This window comes from Steroidobacter flavus (assembly GCF_042651805.1).
In the GTDB taxonomy this organism is placed as follows: Bacteria; Pseudomonadota; Gammaproteobacteria; order Steroidobacterales; family Steroidobacteraceae; genus Steroidobacter; species Steroidobacter flavus.
This window is the reverse complement of the sequence record NZ_JBHSDU010000003.1, coordinates 3,392,832-3,415,819: the sequence shown is the minus strand read 5'-3', so window position 1 is coordinate 3,415,819 and position 22,988 is coordinate 3,392,832. Positions and strand designations below refer to the sequence as shown.

The 22,988-nt window shown below is 62.4% G+C and carries 18 protein-coding genes; 7 read left to right on the top strand and 11 right to left on the bottom strand.

Annotation, left to right across the window (positions count from 1 at the left end):
* Positions 1–39: 39 nt before the first annotated feature.
* Positions 40–1,653, bottom strand: a complete 1,614-nt coding sequence (locus tag ACFPN2_RS20510) for an alpha-glucosidase (RefSeq protein WP_380599889.1) — start codon at positions 1,651–1,653, stop codon at positions 40–42.
* A gap of 162 nt (positions 1,654–1,815) precedes the next feature.
* Between ACFPN2_RS20510 and ACFPN2_RS20505 the strand changes: the two genes are divergently transcribed.
* From ACFPN2_RS20505 to ACFPN2_RS20495, 3 genes are read left to right on the top strand one after another with little or no spacing between them, the layout of a single operon-like run.
* The gene (locus tag ACFPN2_RS20505) at positions 1,816–2,457 is read left to right on the top strand and encodes a 2Fe-2S iron-sulfur cluster-binding protein (protein WP_380599887.1); all 642 of its coding nucleotides are present in this window, start codon (positions 1,816–1,818) and stop codon (positions 2,455–2,457) included.
* A complete protein-coding gene (locus ACFPN2_RS20500; RefSeq protein WP_380599885.1) occupies positions 2,454–3,443 on the top strand; it encodes an FAD binding domain-containing protein in 990 nt (329 codons plus the stop codon). Before ACFPN2_RS20505 ends, ACFPN2_RS20500 begins: the two co-directional genes overlap by 4 nt.
* Positions 3,443–5,734, top strand: coding sequence for a molybdopterin cofactor-binding domain-containing protein (locus ACFPN2_RS20495; RefSeq protein ID WP_380599883.1), 2,292 nt, complete (start codon positions 3,443–3,445; stop codon positions 5,732–5,734). The genes ACFPN2_RS20500 and ACFPN2_RS20495 overlap by 1 nt, the downstream gene beginning before the upstream one ends.
* 142 nt (positions 5,735–5,876) lie before the next feature.
* Here the strand turns inward: ACFPN2_RS20495 and ACFPN2_RS20490 are convergent, their stop codons facing one another.
* From ACFPN2_RS20490 to ACFPN2_RS20460, 7 genes are all read right to left on the bottom strand, one after another.
* Complete coding sequence (locus tag ACFPN2_RS20490) at positions 5,877–6,242, bottom strand: PRC-barrel domain-containing protein (protein WP_380599881.1); 366 nt, start codon at positions 6,240–6,242, stop codon at positions 5,877–5,879.
* A gap of 89 nt (positions 6,243–6,331) precedes the next feature.
* The gene (locus ACFPN2_RS20485) at positions 6,332–7,582 is read right to left on the bottom strand and encodes an acetyltransferase domain-containing protein (protein WP_380599879.1); all 1,251 of its coding nucleotides are present in this window, start codon (positions 7,580–7,582) and stop codon (positions 6,332–6,334) included.
* Between the two features lie 127 nt (positions 7,583–7,709).
* Positions 7,710–8,912: an ornithine--oxo-acid transaminase gene (gene rocD / locus ACFPN2_RS20480; RefSeq protein ID WP_380599877.1), complete on the bottom strand. Its 1,203-nt coding sequence runs from the start codon at positions 8,910–8,912 to the stop codon at positions 7,710–7,712.
* An 18-nt stretch (positions 8,913–8,930) separates the two neighbouring features.
* Entirely contained in the window at positions 8,931–9,812 is an 882-nt protein-coding gene (locus tag ACFPN2_RS20475) for a branched-chain amino acid ABC transporter permease (RefSeq protein ID WP_380599875.1), read from the bottom strand.
* Position 9,813: 1 nt separating this feature from the next.
* A complete protein-coding gene (locus ACFPN2_RS20470) occupies positions 9,814–10,521 on the bottom strand; it encodes an ABC transporter ATP-binding protein (RefSeq protein WP_380599873.1) in 708 nt (235 codons plus the stop codon).
* A gap of 2 nt (positions 10,522–10,523) precedes the next feature.
* A complete protein-coding gene (locus ACFPN2_RS20465) occupies positions 10,524–11,696 on the bottom strand; it encodes an ABC transporter substrate-binding protein (RefSeq protein WP_380599871.1) in 1,173 nt (390 codons plus the stop codon).
* A 56-nt stretch (positions 11,697–11,752) separates the two neighbouring features.
* Positions 11,753–13,528 (bottom strand): branched-chain amino acid ABC transporter ATP-binding protein/permease, encoded by a 1,776-nt coding sequence (locus ACFPN2_RS20460; RefSeq protein ID WP_380599869.1) that lies wholly within the window; start codon positions 13,526–13,528, stop codon positions 11,753–11,755.
* 186 nt (positions 13,529–13,714) lie between these two features.
* Between ACFPN2_RS20460 and ACFPN2_RS20455 the strand changes: the two genes are divergently transcribed.
* From ACFPN2_RS20455 to ACFPN2_RS20440, 4 genes are read left to right on the top strand one after another with little or no spacing between them, the layout of a single operon-like run.
* Positions 13,715–14,635 carry a MurR/RpiR family transcriptional regulator gene (locus ACFPN2_RS20455; RefSeq protein WP_380599868.1) on the top strand — a complete coding sequence of 307 codons (921 nt, stop codon included), beginning with the start codon at positions 13,715–13,717 and terminating at the stop codon, positions 14,633–14,635.
* Positions 14,635–15,273 carry a cysteine hydrolase family protein gene (locus ACFPN2_RS20450; RefSeq protein WP_380599866.1) on the top strand — a complete coding sequence of 213 codons (639 nt, stop codon included), beginning with the start codon at positions 14,635–14,637 and terminating at the stop codon, positions 15,271–15,273. Before ACFPN2_RS20455 ends, ACFPN2_RS20450 begins: the two co-directional genes overlap by 1 nt.
* A complete protein-coding gene (locus tag ACFPN2_RS20445) occupies positions 15,270–16,601 on the top strand; it encodes a glutamine synthetase family protein (protein WP_380599864.1) in 1,332 nt (443 codons plus the stop codon). Before ACFPN2_RS20450 ends, ACFPN2_RS20445 begins: the two co-directional genes overlap by 4 nt.
* Positions 16,601–17,365 (top strand): N-formylglutamate amidohydrolase, encoded by a 765-nt coding sequence (locus ACFPN2_RS20440; RefSeq protein ID WP_380599862.1) that lies wholly within the window; start codon positions 16,601–16,603, stop codon positions 17,363–17,365. The genes ACFPN2_RS20445 and ACFPN2_RS20440 overlap by 1 nt, the downstream gene beginning before the upstream one ends.
* On the opposite strand, the gene ACFPN2_RS20435 is transcribed toward ACFPN2_RS20440, so the two are convergent.
* The 3 genes from ACFPN2_RS20435 to ACFPN2_RS20425 are packed head-to-tail and all read right to left on the bottom strand — an operon-like array spanning position 17,362 to position 22,986.
* A complete protein-coding gene (locus ACFPN2_RS20435) occupies positions 17,362–19,029 on the bottom strand; it encodes an amidohydrolase (protein WP_380599861.1) in 1,668 nt (555 codons plus the stop codon). The genes ACFPN2_RS20440 and ACFPN2_RS20435 overlap by 4 nt on opposite strands.
* Positions 19,030–19,046: 17 nt before the next feature.
* A complete protein-coding gene (locus ACFPN2_RS20430) occupies positions 19,047–20,294 on the bottom strand; it encodes an FAD-dependent oxidoreductase (protein WP_380599859.1) in 1,248 nt (415 codons plus the stop codon).
* A 19-nt stretch (positions 20,295–20,313) separates the two neighbouring features.
* Positions 20,314–22,986, bottom strand: coding sequence for a M1 family metallopeptidase (locus tag ACFPN2_RS20425; RefSeq protein WP_380599857.1), 2,673 nt, complete (start codon positions 22,984–22,986; stop codon positions 20,314–20,316).
* Positions 22,987–22,988 lie beyond the last annotated feature (2 nt).

Below are 22,988 nucleotides of genomic sequence, written 5' to 3'. Positions count from 1 at the left end.
GGTCATTGCCGGCGCTCGCAATCAACCACGCCGAGCTGGTCAGAACCGGCCGAACATCACGCCGTGTCCAGGCAGCGTCAATCGATCACCGCGCAGCTCGCCGGCCAGCACGCCGATGCTCTCAATCTGCTCGGTGCCTGCTGGTAACTTCACGACCGTCTGAATTGTTTCCGACGACAGGTTGAACGCCGCGAACATGCGCGAGTCGCCATGCGTCCGCGTGAACGCCAGCAGCGGCTCCGGCACATCGATGAACTCGACATCGCCCCATCGCAGCGCCGGATGACGTCGACGCCACTGCAGGAAGGCGCGCGTTGCATTCAGCACCGAATGCCGATCGGCAAGCTGCGCCTCAATATTCAAAGCTCGATGCTCCATCGCCACCGGCAGCCACGGCCGCACCGAGCTGAACCCCGCATGCTCGCCGCCATTCCACGGCATGGGTGTGCGACAACCGTCGCGGCCTTTGAAGTTCGGCCAGAAGGCAATCCCATACGGATCGCGCAACGACTCGAACGGCACGACCGCCTCCGTCAACCCCAGCTCCTCGCCCTGATATAAACAGACCGAGCCGCGCAGCGAGCACAACAACGCAATCAGCTGGTTGGCGAGATGTTTCGACGGCTGCTCGCCGCCCCAGCGGGTCACGACACGCCGCACGTCGTGATTCGAGAACGCCCAGCACGGCCAACCGTCGGTCAGCTTGGCTTCGAACCCTTCGACCACCGAGCGAATGTGTCGCGCCGAATATTCTTCGGACAACAGCTCGAAACTGTAGCCCATGTGCAGGCGGTCACCAGTCGTGTATTCCGCCGTGGTCGCAATCGAGTCCTCGGAGGAGATTTCCGCCAGAGTCGTGGCATGGGGATATTCATCGAGCAAGGCGCGCAGCTCGGTGAGAAATTGCAGGTTCTCGGGCTGCGTATTGTCGTAACGATGATATTGATAAGCGTACGGATTCTCCGGACTGAAGCCGCGAGTGGTCCGCCCGTCCGCGGGCTTCGGCGGATTGTCACGAAGCGCGCGGTCGTGGAAACAAAAGTTGATGGCATCGAGGCGCAGGCCATCGACGCCTTTGTCCAGCCAGAAGCGCACATTCTCCAGCACGGCCCGACGCAACTCCGGCTGATGAAAATTCAAGTCCGGTTGCGAAGACAGAAAGTTATGTAAGTAGTACTGGCGCCGGCGCGGCTCCCAGCGCCACGCGACCCCGCCGAAGATCGACAGCCAGTTGTTCGGCGGCGTGCCATCGGGCTTGGGGTCGGCCCACACGTACCAATCGGCCTTGGGATTGTCCCGGCTCTGTCGGCTCTCGCGAAACCACTCGTGCTCGATCGAGGTATGACTGAGCACCTGATCGATCATCACCTTCAGGCCCAGCTTGTGAGCCTGCGCCAATAATTGATCGAAGTCGGCCATGGTGCCGAACAGGGGATCGACGGCGCGATAGTCCGCCACGTCATATCCAAAATCCGCCATGGGGGAACGGAAGAACGGCGCGATCCAGATCGCGTCGACGCCGAGCTCGGCCACATATTCCAGCCGCTGCACGATGCCTGGCAGGTCGCCCACCCCATCGCCGTTGCTATCAACGAAGCTGCGCGGGTAGATCTCGTAGATCACCGCGCCACGCCACCACGGCGGTACTGACATCGTCTCGCATCCCCTGTTCTCGGACGCGCAAAGATTACCTGCAGCCCCTGCCCGATCTCGACAGGCTGCATACGTATTCATAGGACGCCGTGCCTCGCGCGGAACTCACCCTCACACAATTCGTTAGGTTCATCGCCCGCCAGCCGCATTGCCGAGCCCGCCATGACCGATGAATCCCCTCCGGGCGTCGATCGACGCACCGTTTTGAAAACCGGTGTCGCAGTCGGAATGATCGCGAATCTACCTACGCTCACGAATGCAGCGGACGCCGGCGGCAAGCCCCCACAGCGCATGGACATGACGGTGACCCTGCGTATCAACAATCGAAGCCATCCGCTCACACTCGATACGCGCACGTCGCTGCTCGACGCCTTGCGTGAGCACCTCGGCATGACCGGCACGAAGAAAGGTTGCGACCATGGTCAGTGCGGTGCCTGCACCGTGCTGGTGAATGGCCGACGCATCAACTCGTGCCTGACGCTCGCCGTCATGCATGACGGCGATGAGATCACGACCATCGAAGGCGTCGGCACGCCGGAGGATTTGCACCCGTTGCAGTCCGCGTTCATCGAGCACGATGGCTTTCAATGCGGCTATTGCACGGCCGGACAGATCTGCTCCGCCATCGGCATGCTCAAAGAAGCCGCCGATGGCTGGCCCAGCCATGTGAGCACGAATCTCACCGCTCGCGTGACACTGACGGACGCCGAAGTACGCGAGCGAATGAGCGGCAACATCTGTCGATGCGCCGCGTATCCAAACATCGTCGCGGCCATTCAGTCGGTGCGCGGAGTCGACGCATGATTCCTTTTACATACGAGCGCGCGGCCGACGCCGCCAATGCGGCGAAAGCAGCGTTGCAACCCGGAGCAAAGTTCATTGCCGGCGGCACCAACCTGCTCGACTTGATGAAGCTCGAGATCGAAAGGCCGACGCATCTCGTTGACATCACTCGCTTGCCGCTGCGACAGATCGAGGCCGCAGGCGACGGGGTGCGCATCGGCTCGCAGGTGCCAAACAGCGACCTGGCCGCGCATCCGCTGATCCGCGAACGCTATCCGGCGCTGTCCAAAGCGCTGCTCGCCGGCGCGTCAGGACAGTTGAGAAATAAGGCATCGACGGGTGGCAATCTGTTACAGCGAACCCGCTGTTATTATTTCTATGACACATCGCAAGCCTGCAACAAGCGCGAACCCGGCTCGGGCTGCGCGGCGCTCCAGGGCTTCAACCGAATTCACGCAATCCTGGGTGCGAGCGAGTTGTGTATCGCCGTGCATCCCTCGGATATGGCGGTGGCATTGACGGCGCTCGATGCATCTATTGAAACGGTGCTACCCGATGGCTCGAAGCGCACGCTGCCCATCGACGAGCTCTATCGGCTGCCCGGCGATACGCCGCATATCGAGACCTCGCTGCGTCCCGGCGAATTGATCACGGCAGTCGTGCTACCTCCGCCGCCCGCCGGCACTCAAACTTATCGAAAAGTTCGCGATCGCGCTTCGTACGCCTTCGCCCTGATTTCGGTCGCAGCCATCGTTCGGGTCGCGGCCGGCCGCGTTGCAGATGCGCGAATCGCGATGGGCGGTGTCGCTCACAAACCCTGGCGTGCGCTCGACGCGGAACAATCGTTGCGCGGTCAGCCGGCCTCGATGGAAAGTTTCGCGAGCGCGGCACAAGCGGCTGTGCAATCCGCCAGGAGCTACGGCGGCAACGATTTCAAGATTCCGCTCGCACGACGAGTACTAACCCGCACATTGGCCGATGCGGCGGGTATCGAAGGAGCGGCGTGATGGCCAACCGATCCCCGCTCAGCCCCGCTGTCAATCCGGTGGAAGAAAACACCCAAGGCTCGATCGGCAAACCGCTCGACCGGGTCGATGGACCGCTCAAAGTCACGGGGCGCGCCAAATATTCGTATGAGTACCGCAGCATCAAGGACACGGCCTATGGATTCATCGTCGGCGCTGCCATCGCCAAGGGTCGCATTTCTGCAATCGATACATCGCGCGCTGAAGCTGCGTCACGTGTGCTCGCCGTGCTCACGTATCAAAACGCACCCAAGCAAGCGCCGCCTCATCCGAGAGAACCTGGCGAGAACCGCTACGATCGTTCCGAACCGTTCCTGTTTTCGCCCGACGTGCGCTACCAAGGCGAGCCGGTGGCACTCGTCATCGCAGAAACGTTCGAAGCCGCGCGTCATGCGGCGGGCCTCGTCACAGTTGGGTACGTGAAAGATCGCGAGGCCAAATTCGATCTAGTGGCCAATCAATCGCAGGCATACAAGCCGAAAGGCGTCAACGCCGGCATGAAGACCGACACCAGCGAAGGTGACTTCGACGGCGCGTTCGCAGCCGCCGCCGTGAAGGTCGATGTGACCTATCACCTGCCCCACGAGCACAACATGCCGATGGAACCGCACGCTGCGCAAGCGGTATGGGAAGGCGATCGCTTGACCCTGTACTCGGGCCAGCAGATTGCAGCGGCCGCACAGTCCACGATCGCGAAAACGCTACAGATTCCAGTGGAGCACGTACGCATCGTGACGCCGTTCATCGGCGGCGGCTTCGGCTCGAAAGTGCCGACTCACGCTCAAGCTGTGCTGGCGGCGCTCGGCGCGAAGGCCGTGAAGAGGCCCGTCAAGATCGCGCAAACGCGGCCGCAGATGTTCGCCAACACCAACCATCGCCCCGAATGCCTGCAACGCATGCGGCTCGGCGCGAACAGGGATGGCACGTTGACCGCGATCGCGCACGATGTGTGGACGCAGACGACGCCGCACGATGAATTCATCGAGCAGACCGCGTCGTTCAGTCGGGTGCTGTACGCAGCACCGAATCGTCTCCATCGGCACTGGGGCGTGATTCTCGACTTGCCGTCGTCCGACATCATGCGCGCCCCCGGCGAGGAACCTGGCAGCGTGGCACAGGAGTGCGGCATGGACGAGCTGGCGGTCGCGCTCGACATGGATCCCATCGAGTTGCGAATCAAGAACGAGCCGAAGGACGACCCGGAAACGCATCTGCCCTTCTCCAGCCGTTCGCTGGTGGAGTGCTATCGCGAAGGCGCGCGTCGTTTCGGCTGGTCGAAGCGACCGAAACGTCCCGGCACCTTGCGCGACGGTCGCTGGCTGGTGGGCTACGGCGTCGCCAGCGCAATGTTTCCAACCTTCATGCGTCCCTCCTCCGCCGTCGTGCGCCTGAATGCCGATGGCACCGCCATCGTGAAGACGGACATGACGGATATCGGCACGGGAAGTTACACCGTGCTGAATCAGATCGCCGCCGAAAGCCTGGGCCTGCCGACCGACCGGGTGAGCGTTGAGCTTGGCGACACGCAGTTCCCCAAATCGGCCGGCTCCGGCGGATCGTTCGGTGCGGCGAGCGCCGGCTCGGCGCTCTTGCTCGCCTGCGAGCAGGTGCGCTCGCAGATTGCTCAACTCATCAGCAAAGATCGCCGCTCACCGCTGGCTGGCATCGAGCCCGGCAAAATCCTGCTCCAAGGTGGCCAGGCCGTCGCCGGGAAGAAATCCGAGCCATTGCCCACCGCGTTGTCGCGACTCGCGCCGTCGGGCATCGAAGGCAAAGGCGAGCATCAGGGTGCGGAGAAGGAGCCGAAATATTCCTCTCATGCATTCGGCGCGCAGTTCGCGGAACTGGGTGTCGACATCGATACCGGCGAGATCCGTGTCCGCCGCATGCTCGGCGTGTTCGGCAGCGGCCGCATCCTGAATGCCAAGACAGCGCGCTCGCAGTTGGTCGGCGGCATGATCATGGGCATCGGCGCCGGGCTCACCGAGGAGTCGATAGTCGACCTGCGCGACGGCTCGTTCGTGAATCACGATCTGGCGGAGTATCACGTCCCGGTGCACGCCGATGTGCCGCAGATCGATGCGATCTGTCTGGAGGAAAAAGAGCCCTACGCCAACCCGCTCGGCATCAAAGGGCTCGGCGAAGTCGGCATCGTCGGCGTGGCCGCCGCGCTCGCCAACGCCGTCTACAACGCCACCGGCATCCGGGTTCGAGAATTCCCCATTACGCTGGACAAGGTGCTTGGCGGTCTCCCCGACACCACCGCGACTTGAGCCTACCGCAAATAAAACGAGCGACCCACCGGATTCGGGGGTCGCTCGCGTGCACTGACGATTCGTTATCAACCGCCAGTCATCGTGCCTTCAGACTCTTACACTGTTCTGACCTTTCGGTCGTCACCCGAATGGGAGCAAACTATTCCCAGTAGCGGGGTGAACGGTAGTAGTCGAAGGCTCGATCCCGATAGGCGCGGCCGTCGTCCCGGGTCAACTCTGACAACGAATCCGCCGGCGCCGCCTGCAATTGTTCCTTGGTGATGTTCACCACGTACCCGCTCTCGTCCTCTTCGTACTTCAGCATGCTCCACGGAATGGGGTGATACTTCTCATTCACGCCGAGCAGACCGCCGAAACTGACCGCCGCGAACATGATGTTGTTCGAGGTCTTGTCCAGCACGACGTCCTCGATCTCGCCGATCTTCTTGCCGGACGGATCTTTCACCGAGGTCCCGATGACCTTTTTGGCCCGAATCGCTTTGGTGTGTCCGCTTGCAGTAGGCATGACTCGCTCCTGTTTCGTCGATGAATTAGCCTTTGGCCATTCAATGACTGGAGCCGCGCGGAGTTCCTTCAGAAATCTCTGGCCGGGCGTCAGAGATAACTGAGCCACCAATCGCGACGCTCGCGCTTCACACGCGCGAACCATGACGAGATCGGATAGAGCATCAACACGACAGCCAGCCAGACACCGTACACGATGGGAAGCTCGTAGCCTTGCCCTGTCGTCGCGCCACCGAAGCGTGCCAGGAAATCGAGGTAGTACGACGCCGACAGTCCCCCAAGCACACCGATGAGCATTGCGACGCTGTGCGCGAGGTAAACGTGTAGCACATACGTGAACAGCGAAGTGCGACCGAAGGCCAGCAAGAATCTTTGTAACGGCGCCGCCAACTTATCCAGCGCAAGGAACAACAGCATCGAGACTCCGAGCGTCACCAGCACGTACATCAGCGACGGCGGATACTTCGAGACGTTGATGAATGACAGCACCGTCATGATGGGGCTCGACTGCACCGACCACGGCGCCGGATCGCCGTAGCCATTGATCGCACGCAATACCACGAACGCCATAAGAAAACTCAGCGCCAGCATCCATACGCTTCGCCGCCGCTGTTCTGGCGCCTGACGGAAGATAAATCCGAAGCCGTAGCCCAGGCACATGACACCGAACCACGGGATGACGGGATAAGGAATGTAGCCGCGCAGAAACAACGTCGGCCCCGGCTGCATAGTGAAAAACCACGCCTGCGTCCACGGGCCCAACTGAGCCGCGTCGATCATCGAGGCCACGAGTTGATGACCGACAACAATCGCCGCGCCCAAGCCGAGCACCGCGCTCGCCGGCAATCTCACCACCAGCGACATGAGCACCATGCTCGCGCCGATCGCCCAGATCACTTGCGCGAACGCCACCGGCGGGCCCCAGTTGAAGCCGAAGCCAACCAGGGTGAACTCGAGCAGGATCAACCACAGACCGCGCGTCAGCAAGAATCGGCTGAGCGCGCCCGGCTCCTTGCCATTCGCCCGTTGCATGAAGATCGACACGCCCGCCAGAAACACGAACGTCGGTGCGCACAGGTGCGTGACCCAACGCGTCATGAACAGCAGCGGGTTGGTTTGAGTCAGGTCGGTCGGGCTGATGACGAAGGTCTGCGCGTGCACATAGTCACGAACGTGATCGAGCACCATCAGCACGATCACCAGACCGCGCAGCAGATCGATCGCATCGAGGCGCAACGCGCCGGCGCGGGTCAGAGCAACTTGATTCGTAGTGCTCGATGCCGAACGGGCAGGGGCATCGACAAATTCGGGCGCAACGGAAGCCTGGGCGCTGGGGTCCATACTGACACTCCAAGGGTTCCCCGAACGGAATCGCCGGGGTCCGCATTGGCGCATATTCCCTGCGCCAGCCGGCACCCACTTTGGTCAGCGCCAGTGCCCCGCGCAAGGCATTGCGCGGCGCATATCTTTATTTGAATAGATCCGCGAGCGCTTCGCAGGCAAAGTCGATCTCAGCCCGCTGGATGAGCAGCGGCGGCGCCAGGCGCATCGTGTTGACGTGCGTGTCCTTGGCGAGCAGCCCCTTGTCCCGCAACCGCTCGCAATATTTGTAAGCGCCACCCGCCTGCGGCTGCAGCTCGATGGCAATCATCAAACCTCTGCCGCGCACTTCGCGAATCAAGTCGCTCTTGATGGTGCGCAGCTGACTCATGAAATATTCGCCCTGCACGCGCGCGTTCTCGATCATCCCTTCTTCGACGAGCACACGGAGCGCAGCGCGAGCGATAGCACTCGCCAGCGGGTTGCCGCCGAACGTGCTGCCATGGGTGCCCGGCTGCAAGACTTTGAGCACATCGTTATTCGCGAGCACCGCGGAGATCGGATAGAAGCCGCCCGACAGCGCTTTGCCCAACAACGTCAGATCCGACTTGATGCCCTCATGTTCCTGCGCGAGCAGCTTGCCGGTGCGACCGAGACCGGTCTGAATCTCATCGAGCACCAGCACGATGTTCTTCTCGGTGCACAGCTCTCGCACGCGCTTGAAGTAACCGGCGGGCGGGATCAGCACACCAGCCTCGCCTTGAATGGGCTCGACCAGAAAGCCGACCGTATTGTTGTCGATGGCCGCGGCCAAGGCGTCGAAATCACCGAACGGCACGGTCTTGAAGCCGCCGGCAAACGGACCGTAGTTGTTGTGCGCGAGCGGATCGGTGCTGAAGCCGACGATGCCGAGCGTGCGGCCATGGAAATTATTGGAGCAAGTGATGATGTTCGCCTGATCCGGCGCCACACCCTTCACCTCGTAGCCCCACTTGCGCGTCACCTTGAGCGCCGACTCCACCGCCTCCGCGCCGCTGTTCATCGGCAGGATCATTTTCGCGCCGGTGAGCTTCTCGAGATCCTGATACAGCAGTGGCAACTGATCGTTGCGAAACGCGCGCGACGTGAGCGTGAGGCGCTGCGCCTGCTCGGTCATCGCCGCCAGAATCTTCGGATGACAATGCCCTTGATTGAGCGCCGAGTAGGCGGACAAGCAATCGAGATAGCGTTTGCCCTCGGTGTCCCACACCCAGACACCTTCACCGCGAGTCAATGTGACGTCGAGCGGCTTGTAGTTGCGCGCCCCGAGGCGAGCTTCGATGGCGTAAAGATCACTGGCGGATAAAGTCATGTCGGCTACCGGAACGCGTCAGCCACGGCGCACGGTGGCCGCGGGAATGACGCCCTGAGGACGAAATAGCAAAATCAGAATGACGCCGCTTAACACGAAGGCATCACGATACGGCACAACGGACGGCGGCAATACCGCGTCCAGGCCAATTTCAATCGCGCCGAGTAACAACCCTCCGACCACCGCGCCAGGAAGGCTGCCCAGGCCGCCGACCACCGTTGCGATGAAGGCTTTGACGACCGGCACGGCGCCCATCAGCGGATCGACCGATGCACGCTGCGCGACCCATAACAGTGCGGCGATACCCGCAAGCACACCGGACAATGCAAACGCCGTCGCAATCACTCGTCCGGCCGCGATGCCCATCAATCGCACGACCGGAAAATCCTCGGCCGCCGCGCGCATGGCCGTGCCAGTGACCGTTCGACGCAGGAACAACTCCAGGCTGATCAGCGCGACCACCGAAATCACGATGGAAATCGTCGGACCTACACCGATCGCTACATTGCCCACTTGATACGAGCCCGTCATCCACTGTGGCATGGCCAGCGGCTGCGGTCGAGCGGACAGGCCATTTTGGAATATCACCTTCAACAGCGCGCTGACGGCGAAGCTCGTGAGCAGCAAGCTCGTGACACTCGCGCCGCGCATGGGGCGAAACGCGATCCGCTCCATCGCCATTGCCGCCACCGCCGTCGTCGCGATGGCGATCAGCACAGCCGCGGGGAACGGCACACCGAACAACAGCGCGCCGAGCGTCGAATAACCGGCGATCGTCATCAGCTCGCCGTGCGCGAAGTTGATGAGCCCGACGATCGAGAACACGATAGCAAGACCCAGCGCCAGCAGCGCATAGATGCCGCCGAGACTGATCGCATTGACTACATGTTGAAGCAACATGTCAGTGCACTCCGAGGTAGGCCTGACGCACCAGATCCGACGACGCCAGTTCCTCGGCGCTACCGCTCAACGCAATGCTGCCGCCGCGAAGCACGCTCGCTCGATCCGCGATCTCCAACGCGAGCCCGACGTTCTGCTCCACCAGCAGAATGGACAGCCCCGCTTTACGAAGTGCGACGATCAGATCGAATACCTTATCGACCATCTGCGGTGCGAGCCCGAGCGACGGCTCATCCAGCAACAGCAACTTCGGTCGAGACATCAGCGACCGCGCGATGGCCAGCATTTGCTGCTCGCCGCCAGACATGTTGCCCGCCTTCTGAGTCATACGACTGCGCAATACAGGAAACAGCTCGAGCAGTTCTTCCTGTCGTTGTACGCGTTCAGCTCGGCCCGCGTGAGCGGCGCCACCGAGCATCAAGTTCTCCGCAACCGTGAGCTGACCGAACACACGCCGGCCTTCAGGCGTCAACGCCATGCCACTGCGCGAGATCTTGTCCGGGGCCCAGCCGGTGACATCGGTGCCTTGGAATGTGATCTTGCCCGCCACCGTCGGCAACAAGCCGCACAACGCGTTCAGTGTCGTGCTCTTGCCGGCGCCGTTCGCACCGATGAGCGCGACCACTTCGCGCTCGCCCACGCTCAGATCGACGCCGCGGATGGCTTCGATTTCGCCGTACCGGACCTTGATACCTTCAGCGTGCAACATGATCAGAGCGGAGCCGGAATTTCCGAGGCAGCCGGCGTGACCGACTGCAAACATTGCGCCTTGCCACCTTCATAGCGCAGCAGGGCGACCGATCGAACCGGAATGCGCCGGGTGCCGCGATAGGTGATCGTGCCCGTGACGGCCTCGAAGTTCTCGAGATTGTCGAGCGCGTCGCGAATCGCCGTGCCAGTCATCGACGTCGCTGCTTTGACGGCGGCGTCCAGCAACAGACCGATCTCATAGCCATTCACTTCATACGCGGAGCTGGGAACGTGGCCGGTCACTTTGTTGAACTGCTGGTTGAACGCTTCCAGCTTGCTGCCCTCTGTCGCACAGCCCGCTGACGTGAACACGACGCCATTCGCCAACTCACCTAGCCCAGCAATCGTCGGCGTGCCAAGTGCGTCCGCTCCAAACACGGGCGTGGTTACACCCGCCGCGCGCAGCTGACGAACGAACGCCGGAAAGTCCGGCTCGTAGGCGGCGGTCATGATCAGATCGGGCTGTTCCTTGAGGTTACGAATGGTCGTAACCGCGACCGAGAAATCCGGCTGGTTCATCGAGAAGCTGCCCTTCCCAACGACCGTGCCGCCGAGCTTGGTGAACACCTTGCCGAAGTACTCCGGCAGCCCGGACGTGTACGTCGTGTCTGGCGACACCAGCAGATACACCTTTCGCAAACCGGACTCGTAGGCGTGCTTCGCCAGCGCCGTCGCTTGCAGGTTATCGGTGGGATACGTAGTAAACATCATGTCGCCCACCGCGCCCGGCAGAATCGGCGATGAGCCGCAGAACGTCAGCGTCGGCACGCCGGCCGGCTGCGTAACCTGGCCTGCGACAATGGAAGGATCCGCATCGCACGGCGTGATCATGATCTTCGCGCCCTCATCCACGAGTTCCTGCGCGGCGGCGGCGGTCGTTGCGGTGTCCGATCGCGTATCGCGCACCAACAGCTTCACTGGATGTTTGCCTCCGAGCCCGCCACGTGCGTTGATCTCATCGATGGACATGCGAAACCCGGCGAGCGAAGGCTGATCGTAAGACGCGAGCACGCCAGTCTGCGCGGTGACGACACCGATGACGATGCTTGAATCGTCCTGCTTGGAGCCGCAACCGCCGAGAACGAGCGCGATGGCACCCGTGACGATGGAAATAGGACGCACTGACTCAAGCATGCGCGAGCTCCCCAGACGAGAAACGCCACCAAACATTTGGACCGCTCCACGCATGCTCAATTGGACCCCGCGGCCACTGGATTCAGACTTGGTTGATTCGTCGCGAGCGATTTGGCCGCCACGCGGCTGCCGAGATACGCGGCGATGACAGCCGGATGGCTCTGCACCTCCGCAGGCGTGCCGTCGGCAATCAGCCGCCCTTGATCCAGTACGAGGATGCTCTCGCACAGCTGCATCACGAACATCAGATCATGCTCAACGAGCACGATACCGATGCCTCGCTCTTTGCGAACGGCCGCGAGCAGAATCATCAACTCGCGCGTCTCCGCAGGATTCAGGCCCGCCGCCGGCTCATCCAACAAAAGAAACGTCGGCTCACAAGCCAGCGCGCGTGCGATCTCCACACGCCGACGCATGCCGTAAGCGAGACTGCCGGCCAATGCATCCGCCTGCTCAAGCAACCCCACGCGTGCGAGCTCGCGCCTGGCCGCTTCTTCAGCCGCCGCGACATTCGAGTGCACACCGCGCGCCGCAGACAGCACGTTCTCCAGCACCGTCATCCGCGTGAACACCCGAATGTTTTGAAATGTCCGGCCGAGGCCAGCACGCACGACTCTGTGTGCGGCCGTCTTATGAACGGCGGTTTCGCCCAGATGAATCTTGCCGTCCGTCGGCGGCACGTGACCCGCGAGCATGCTGACCAGTGTGGTCTTGCCCGCGCCGTTCGGGCCGATGATGCCGGTGATGCTGTCCGGCGCGATCTCAAAAGAAACATCGGACACAGCGACCAGGCCCGCATATCGCTTGGTCACCGCGGCAACACGCAGAACGTCGGCATTCGCGCGCTTCACTTCCATAGGCACGACCGGCGCTGCCGGCTGCTTGCCGAGCCGACGCAGAAGATTCAATTCCAAACCGCCGCTCAATCCTTCCGGCCGACGCCAGATGACCAGAATCATCGCAATCGCCAGCGCACTCTGCGTCAAGCCGAACACCGACACCGCGCTCTCGACCTGGCGCATGACTTCGATCAAGACCGTCGTCGCCAGCAAGCCCGCCAACGCGCCAAGCGACGAGCCCATGCCGCCGACGATCAAGGTCACCAGCAACGTGAACGCCAGATCGAAATAGAACGTATGCGGCGTGAACGCGCCCAACACTTGCGCCAGCAAGCCACCCGCCACGGCCGCGAGCGTCGCGCTCAGCACCCAAGGAAAGAAAAAGGCCGCGCGCGGATTGATGCCAACAGCAATGGCACCGGCCTCGTCATCCGCCGCGGCTCTGGCAGCCAGGCCCCAGGACGTCTCACGAAACGTCCGGGTAATCACCAATGTGAGCATCGCGAACAGCGCCGTGGCCCACAGCCCCGCGTCTCGCGGCACACCATAAAAAGGTTGGCTGCCTCGAGTGATCTCGCGGGCCGCGGCCAGCAACGTATAAACAATGATCAAGAACGCGAGGGTGGCGATGGCGGCGGCCGAGCCCGACAACCTCAACAGAGTCGCGCCGCTGATCACACCGGCTATCGCGCCGACCAGCGCCGCGACGATCAACGCATTCCAGGTCGACAATTCCAGATCGGCGAGCAACGTCGGCAGTTGGGGCAATGCGTTGTGTTGCAGCTGAGCGTTTAAAGTGAGAATGCCCACCGTGTAGGCACCGAGCGCCATGAACGCGGCGTGGCCGAAAGAAACAATGCGAGAGTTGCCGGAGAACAGTTGCAGCGCCAGCACCGCGGATAGCATGACGGCGGCGTGGGCGACCACCCGCTGCATCGAGGTGCTGCCAAACAGCGCCGCGGCCACCGCGATCAGCAGCACTGCGGCTGCCATGGCGACCGAATCGGCCAACGCACTGCGCATTCCGGAAGACAAGTGATGCCCCATTTCGGCCGGATGCCCGGCCGCCAACCCCGTGTTTACAGATTAGAGGGGGTCGCACCGTCGATGTCAATAATCCTTCAGAATTGCAAGTTCGAGCGCCATATGTAATTCTGCCGTCAGAAACGGAGTGCTCCCTTGAACGCTGTTCCTCCCATTCGGGATTTGCTCACTCAGCATGGCCTGGCACTGACGCCGGCCGAAGCCAAGATAGCCCAGGTGCTGCTGGGCGATTATCCGGTAGCCGGCCTCGGCACCGCCACCGCATTGGCGCGTCGCGCCGGGGTCAGCGATCCCAGTGTGATCCGCATGGTGACCAAGCTGGGCTTCGACGGCTTCGCCGCGTTCCAGAAGCGCCTGCTCGAAGAAGTCGAGGCCGGGCTGCGCTCGCCCTTGATGATGATGGAAGCGAAGCGGCCGGCCCGCGCCGCGGCCACCGGCGGTCGCAGCGTCGAGGAAACATATATTCGCTCGGCCGCCGCCACCGTCGAATCCGCCGCCGCCATGACCCTGCCGCAGACCTATGGCAAAGCCGTGCAGTTGATCATGGAAGCCAAAGGCCGAGTGTTGCTGCTCGGTGGCCGCTTCAGCCGCCACATCGCCGGCATGCTGGCGGGTTACCTCGCTCAGTTCCGTCCCGGCGTGATCGAAGTGCCGTCGCTGTCGGCCGAGAGCTTCGATCTGCTGCTCGATGCCGGGCCACGCGACACCTTGGTCGTGTTCGATCACCGCCGTTATCAAACCGACGTGATTCGTTTCGCTGAGCAGGCCGCCGAGCGCGGCGCGCAGATCGTTCTATTCACGGATGTATGGCGCTCGCCCGCCGCCGAGCACGCGAAAGTCGTGATCGTCGGCCCGATGGAAGCCGATTCTCCGTATGACACGCTGGCACCGGCCGTGGCTCAGATGGAAGCGCTGGTCGCCCGCATCGTCGCCGAGCAACCCGACAACAACGGCACGCGCATGGAGGAGCTGGAGCGGATCCGTTCCCGCAATATCGCGACCGTCGATGGCACCAAGGCACCGGCCAAGCGGGCCGCCGCCAAGAAGAAACGTTGATGAGCCAGTCCATTCCCAAACGTGACGAGGCCTTCCGGCCCGGACAAACCGCGCTGCTGCTGATCGATCTGCAGCGTGCCTGGCTCGAGCCGGGTGCCGATCCGGATCATCCCGGTTCGCCGGACGATTATTTCTATCGCGAAGCCGCGCAGCGTGTGATTCCGAACAACGAGCGCCTGCTGCAAGCGGCGCGTGCGAACGGTGTCGAAGTGATCCACACCATCATTCGCAGCCTGACGCGCGACGGCCGGGATCGCGGTCTTGATCACAAGATGACGCCCATTCACCTGGGCCCGGACGATCCGCTCGCGCTGCCCGTGCCGTCGCTGATGCCGGTGGGCGATGAGATTCTGTTGCCGAAGACGTCCTCGGGCGTGTTCAACTCCACCAACATTCATTACCTGCTGCGCAACCTGGGCATTCGCAATCTGATCGTGTCCGGCATCATGACCGATCAATGCGTCGACATGGCCGTGCGCGACGGTGCGGACCTCGGCTACATGATCACCTGCGTCAACGACGCATGCGGCGCCAAGACTCAACAGCGGCATGAGACTGCCCTGAAGGCGTTTGGCGGATACTGCTGGACTGCGGACACGACTACGGTCGCGGCTCGCTTCGCCGCGCTTCGCTCATGAGCACCACGACACCCGGCCTCGAGCCATTAGTTGGCGTCACGACCACCGACCTCGCCGCGATCACGCGCGGCCGCTTCGTCGCGGCGAAAAATCTGGAGCGCATCTCCAGGCACGGCATCGGCTGGCTGCAAGCAAACATTTGCCTGACACCGTTCAACTCCATCGCGAACCCGAACCCGTGGGGCGCACGGGGCGATCTGCGGATCATTCCGGACCTGAAGGCCCGTTACCGCACGGAACATACCGGCCGCATCACTCCTTTCGACATCGTGTTCGGCAATATCGTCGGTCTGGATGGCTCGCCCTGGAACTGCTGCACACGGACGCTGCTGAAAAATGCGCTGGATCGCTTGCGCAATGAGCATGGCATCAATCTGCTCGCCAGCTTCGAGCAGGAGTTCCAGTTGTTCGGCGCCGCCCTGCCTCCTTCACATGCGTTGTCGTTCGCTGCCCTACGCAGCGCCGACGAATACACCTCGCGCCTGATGGCGGCGTTGGAACAAGCCGGCGTCGATCCCGAAGTCGTGATCTCCGAATTCGGCGCCGATCAATTCGAAGTGACTTGCGGGCCGAGCGATGGCATCACGGCGTCGGATCGTTGCGTGGTCATTCGCGAAGTGGCTCGTGAGATTGCCCGAGCCAAGGGCTGGCATGCGAGCTTTGCGCCGAAGACTTCGCCGGACGGCGTCGGTAACGGCGTGCACCTGCACTTTAGTTTCCGCGACGTGAATGGCAAGCCGCTGACTTATGCAGCCGAGGGTCCTGGCGGATTGTCGCCGCAGGCCGCAGCATTCTGCGCCGGCATCCTCAAACATCTGCCCGCCATCACGGCGCTGACGGCGCCGAGCCTGCCGTCGTACTACCGACTCAAGCCACACGCTTGGAGCTCGTCGTACACCTGGTTGGCCAATCAGCATCGGGAAGCGACTTTGCGCATTTGCCCGGTCGTATCCATCGGCGGTGCCGATCCATCCCCGCAATTCAACATCGAGTATCGCGCCGCCGATGCGACCGCGAATCCTTATCTGACGATGACGGCGGTCGTGCTCGCGGGCCTCGAAGGCTTGAAAGCCAAGATGCCCTGCCCGCCACTGGTCGATGACGATCCGACCGAGATGAGCGATCAGAAGCGTGCCGAACTGGGGCTCGTGCGCTTGCCCGAGACCTTGCCGGCCGCGCTGAAGGCGTTCGACGCCGACGCCGTCGTGCAAAGCTGGTTCGATCCGCTGTTCATCGAGTCCTTCCATGGCGTGCGTAAGGCCGAGCTGGCGACGCTGGCCAGCCTGTCGCCTGCGGAAGTGTGCGAACGCTACCGGACGTTGTATTGATGCTGGCGGACGTTGGCGCAACCGATTGGCCTGACGCGGTTGAAGCTCTCAATGAGAACGGCCGCTCGCCGTTCGTGCTGATCTGCGAGCACGCCTCCAATCACATCCCCGCCGAGTACAAGAAGCTCGGCCTGAACGACAGCGACCTGGCGCGTCACATCGCCTGGGACATCGGCGCAGCCAATGTCACGCGCACTTTATCGAAGCGTCTCGACGCGTCCGCTTTCCTCAGCGGCTACTCCAGATTGTTGATCGACTTGAACCGCCCGCTCCACGTGGCTGACAGCATCCCGCTGCGATCCGAAGCGACAGACATTACCGGCAACCTTTCACTGGACGCCAGCGAACGGGAACGGCGCCAGCGGCTGATGTTTCATCCGTTTCAGGATCGCCTGCGTGCGCATCTCGAACAGCGGACGGCGGACGGCCGGCGCAACGTACTGGTCGCGGTTCACAGCTTCACGCCGGTGTATCTGGGCCAGCAGCGCTCGTGGCATGCGGGCGTACTGTTCGATAAGGCCGCCAACTTAGGCCAGGCCCTCATCGCGCAGTTGAGCCGCGATCCGTTGTTGAACGTCGGCGCGAATGTTCCGTATGGCGTGAGCGCAGATGCCGACTACGCGCTGGTCGTCCACGGCGATCAGCTGAACAACCCGGCCGTGCTCATCGAGATCCGCAACGATCTGATCTCGGATCCCGATGGCGTGGAAGTGTGGACGCGCAAGCTCGAAGAGGCATTGCGCGCCTTGGAAACATTCAGCTAACGCGCGAGATACACCTCGCGCCCACCGACGACGGTGCGCACGACCTTCACCTTGTCGATCTCGGCTGGCGGCACAGCGAACAGGTCCTTCGACAGGACGGCGAAATCCGCCAGCGCGCCCTGCTTCAGCACGCCGACCTTGCCTTCCTGAAAGCCCGCCCAGGCGTTCTCCGCGGTGTATGAGCGCAGCGCCTCGGCGACTGTGATCTTCTGCTGCGGCTGCCAGCCATTCGGATTCGCACCGTCGGTGGTTCGTCGAGTGACGGCGGCATAGATGCCGGTCAATGGATCGAGCGGCGCCACCGGCCAATCCGAACCGAATGTGAGATGCGCTCCAGAGTCGATCAAGGAGCGGAACGCGTACGTACCTTTGAGTCGCTCTGCGCCGATGCGCTTCTCGGCCCAGCGGCCGTCGTCGATCGCGTGATACGGCTGCATGGACGCAACCACGCCCAGCGGCCCGAACCGCTTGATCGCGGCGGGCGTGAGATGCTGAGCGTGCTCGATGCGGAAGCGCCAATCTTTCTTCGGCCCGGCCTGCTCGATTTTTTCGAACGCGTCGAGCAACCAGTCGTTGGCGCGATCGCCGATGGCGTGCACGGCCACGTGCAGGCCCGCCTGATTCGCCTCGACGATACCCGCACGCAACTTCTCCGGCTCGACCATCGTCAGCCCGGTGGTGTTCGGAGCGTCGTCGTAGGGCTTGTGAAACCAGGCGGTGGTCGAGCCGAGCGAGCCGTCGACGAAGCCTTTCACTCCGCCCCAGCGCAACCACTCATCGCCCGTGCCGTTTTGTTTCTTGTACTCCGCTGCCTTCTGTCGCTCAGCCATCGGCACGAACGAGTAGATGCGCATGCGCAGCTTGTCGCTGGCGCGAGTGCGCCGATAGAGATCGAGCACGCGAAAGTCTTCGATGCCGCCCATATCGTGCACTTGGGTCACGCCACGCGCGACGGCATGTTCCATCGCGCGCTCCAGGCCCTGCGCCAGTTCCTGATCCGACACCGGCGGAATCACCTTGAACACCAGGTTCATCGCGTTGTCTTTCAGGACGCCGGTGGGTCGACCGCTCTTGTCGCGAACGATGGTGCCGCCTGCGGGATCGGGCGTCTTCTCGTCGACGCCGGCGAGCTTCAGCACCAGCGAATTCGCCAGCGCCATGTGACCGTCGAGGCGCGAGATGAACACCGGCGTGTTCGGTGTGTCCTTGTCGATCCAGTCGCGGGTCGGCAGCTCGCCGCCCCACAACTCGTGATCCCAATTGCCATCCTTGATCCACTGCCCTTTGGGCGTCTTGGCCGCGGCCTCGGCGATTCGCTTCGTGAATTCAGCGCGAGTCGCCGCGTCACGCAGATCCACTTGCGCCAGCGCCAGGCCGCCGTTGATGAAATGCACGTGGTTGTCGATGAACCCCGGCACCACGAAGGCGCCCTTCAGGTCGACGGCGTTGGTCTTTGCATCCGCCAGCTTGCGAACGTCTGCACTGGTGCCGACCGCGACGATATTGCCGTCATCGATGGCGATCGCTTCGGCCTTGGGTTGCTGAGCGTTGCCCGTCCACACGTTCGCGTTGAAATAAATGGCATCGGGCGCTGCTGACGCCGCGACACTCACCGACTGCAATACAACCGCCGCCAGCGTGGCGTGGATGATTTTTCTTAGCATTTGAGACGTCCTCGCGATCATCCCTGGTATTTGTGAGCCGTCAGCGCGAAACGCGCCTCGGGCTTCGACAGCTTACCTGTCGCGAGCTCGCTGACATAGCGCCCCACCGCCGGGCCATGCTTGAAACCGTGGCCGGAGCCACCGCCGACGATCAGCACGTTCTGCCACTTCGGATGCTTGTCGATGATGAAGTCGCCGTTGTCGCTGTTCTCATATTGGCAGACGCGCGACTCGGACAGCGGGCGCTTGGAGATTGCGGGGAACCGCCGCGCGAGATAGGCACGAATCTGCTTCAGGCCTTCGGCAGAGATGATGCGATCGTTGGTATCCGGATCGATGCGTGGACCGTGCCCGTCGATCGCAAGCTTGAAGCCCCGTGCTTCCAGCGAAGGGAATCCGTAGGGAATGCCCGGCTCGTCGGGGTCCACCCACGCCGGCATCTGCGGCGGATCGAATCGGGTATCGCCCGGATCCGGGCCGAAGAAAAAAATCTCTTGTCTCGTCGGCACGATGCGCGTGCCGACCACATCGGGAAATAACTTGGGCAGCCACGGGCCGCAAGCAAACACGAACTGTTTGGCACGCACAGTTTCGCCGCTCAGGCTGGTGATCGCATCGAGCGCGGCGCCAGCCTTCGGTGGCTGAATCGCCAGCTGCTGATAGGTGCCGCCCTCCTCGACGAAATGCTTTACCAGCGTCTGCACGCCCCGCCGCGCCATGAGCGCCCCCATGGTGGGCTGCAGAACCGCGAACTGAATTCCATCCAGTCCGATCTGCGGATACCGCTTCAACAACTCGGCGCGCTCGATCCGCTGCATCGGCGCACCGTGCTCCTTGTTGAGCGCGATGCTGGCGGCAAGCGTGTCCGGCTCCTTCTGGTAGATGTACAGCGCGCCGATCGGATGGAAGATCGGCAGCTCGGCCTTCTTAGACAGCGCGATCCAGTCGCTCAACGCTTCCCAAGCGAAGCGCGTGTAGATCTGGTCACCGCCGTATTCGGTTCGCGTCAGTCGTGACTCGCCACCCGACGACGCGCGTGCGTGACTCGGCCCCCACGCATCGACCAGCAATACTTTCTTCCCTTGCTTGAGCAGTTTGTACGCCGACCAGGAACCGAACACGCCCGCACCGATGACGACGACATCCCATTGCTGCCCGGCCACGCGCGGAGCCGGTGTTTGCGCGCCGGCCTCAGTTCCACCAACGACCGCGGCGCCGGCCAGTGCGCCCATGACAGCGCGACGGGTGATCATATGCTTGGTCACGACTTCAGCTCCGATTGATTTATTGCTGTACTGTCCAGGCCGCCGCGTGTGCGCGCAGCCAGGCATCCACTTCGGGCAGGCGCTCGCGACGCACTTCATCGCTGAACGTCACCATCGAACGCGCGCGTTTCAAGCTTTCACGCCCCGCGTCGCCCACTTTCTCGGCGACGAACTTTTCCAGGCGCGGCAGCACGGAGACATCGACGGCATTGCTCGCAACGCCCTGCGCCACACCGACTCGCGCAAACGATTCCAGTCTGGCTCCAACCGACTCGTACTTCGACGTGACGAAATCGAAGGTCGATACGGAGTGCGACTCAGCGACTTGTCGCAGCATGTTGCCCACCAGCGGTGCCGGTATCGCGTCCGTCAACGTGAGATCGAGCACGCGCTTGACCAGCACTGGATCTTGTACGCGCGCGGCCGCGAGCAGATACATCTGGCTCTCCGCCGAATCAGTCGACTTCGCGGCGCGTGCCAGCAATTCGTCGAGCATCTTCGCATCGGCGGACATTCCTACCGCATTGACGATTGCCTGCCGCATGCCGCCGCTGATGAGCGACGGATCGGCGTCCACGCCATGGAAACGACGGAGCGCTTCCTTTTGAGTTGCCGGATCGCGCAACGACACCAGCAGCTCCACCAGCTCCGCACGAGCAATGCTGACATTCGCCGATTCGTTCGCGCGCTCGACCCAGCCGAGCTGTCGTAGCGCTCCGCTGGCTTTCCATCGAGCGAACGCACGGAACTGCTCGTGATCGGCACGGCCTTGGTAAACCCTGTCGAGCACGCGCATCGAACGCGTCAGATGCAGCCACAACACGGGATCGGCCGAGACCGGCACGTTCAGCACCAGATTCAGATATCCCGCGAACGGGGTGTAACCTCCTTCGGCGAGATTGAAGCTGTCATTCATCAAGCCCAGTTGATCCTGAGCGGGCAGCTTGCCGAAGCTCTTATCGAGCTGCGCGAACGAGGCCGAGTCATAACGCGTGCGGTAATAGCCGGCTTCGCCGAGATTCACCTTCACTGGACCGCATCCTTCCAATGTGATGTTGGCAGGCGCGCTACCACGCACGACCTGACGGGCAACCTTGTTCGTGCCAACCACGGTCGCCGTCACCGGCACGCGCCATTCCTTCGCCTGTTTAGACGTCCCATCCAGACCGAAGCGACTCTGTCGCACCGACAACGCAGTCTTGTCGCCCACGCATTTCGACGAAATCACATCGATCAGCGGCACGCCTTCCTGCACGGTGAAGTCACGCGCGATATCCGACACCGGAAACGGCGAAGTGATTTCCAACTCCCGCCACAAATCGTCGGTGATGGCATTGTCATAGGCGTGCTTCTTGACGTGCGCGCGAATGGCCTTCCTGAACGCATCCTCGCCGACGTAGGCCTCGATCATGCGGATGACCTGATTGCCTTTCTCGTACGTGATCTCATCAAATGCCAGCTCGGCCTCTTCGTACGTGCGCACCGGGCGAATGATGGGATGGGTCGAGTCGCGCGCATCCAGCCGCATCGCCTGCTCGCGGCTTTCCGAATCCATACGCCACACGTTCCATTCCGGCTTGTAATGATCGGTGGCCTTGCTCGCCATCCAGGTTGCGAAGCCTTCGTTGAGCCACAGGTCGTCCCACCACTTCATCGTGACCAGATTGCCGAACCACTGATGCGAGACCTCGTGCGCGACGACGACGTACACGTCCTGTCGATTGCGCTGTGTCGCCAGCTTCGGATCGATCAGCAGATACGGCTCGAAATAGAAGATCGCGCCCCAGTTCTCCATCGCGCCGAAACCGCCGGCGCCGGGGAACGCGATGCTGTCCAGTTTCTTCAGCGGGTAATCGACGCCGAAGTATTCGTTGTAGAGATTCAACGAATCGACGGTCGCTTGTAGCGCGAAGCGCCCCTGATCTCCTTTGCCGGGCTGCGTGTACACCCCCACCTCGGTGTCACCCGCCTTACCGGAGATGTGATCGAACTTGCCGACTGCGAAGAACAGCAAGTACGAGCTCATGCGCGGCGACGGTTCGAAGCGCACTTTCGACTCGCCTGACGGCAACGTCTCGCGCTTCGCGACCGGCGTGTTGGATACGGCGTCGAGACCGGCCGGAACGGTCAACTCCAGCTCGAACACCGCCTTTTGATCCGGTTGATCCCAGAGCGGCGCGAACTTGCGAGCCGTGCCGATACAGCACAGATGGGTGAACAGCATCTGCTGACGCTTGCCGTCGCGCGACTGCTGCTCCACTCGGAACACACCCTCGATATTTTCGGTAATCAGGCCGGTGTATTCGACCTCCAGCTCATGCTGGCCGCGCGTCAGGGGCTTCTCGAAACTGAAGATCGTCCGATGTCTGGCCGGATCGGTGCTGACCTTCGGGGTTGCGCCATTCTTCAGCTGCGCTTTGGAGATCGTCAGGTCGCGCGAGTTAACGACGACTTGCGCAGTGGGCGTCACCACCTCGAAGCGCAACGTCGCTTTGGCCGAAAATCCCGTGTTGTCTTTATTGGGCCGTGCCGAAATCAGGTAGTGCAGCGGGCGGGTGTCGCCCGGCAATCGCTCCAGGCCATCGCCCGACGCGGAGCCCGCCGCCTGGCCGCTGCCGGCGAATAGCAGACAAACGAATACCAGGCACGCGCAGGCCTCCGCCCGTGCCCGACGCAATAGAGTTTGAGTCATGC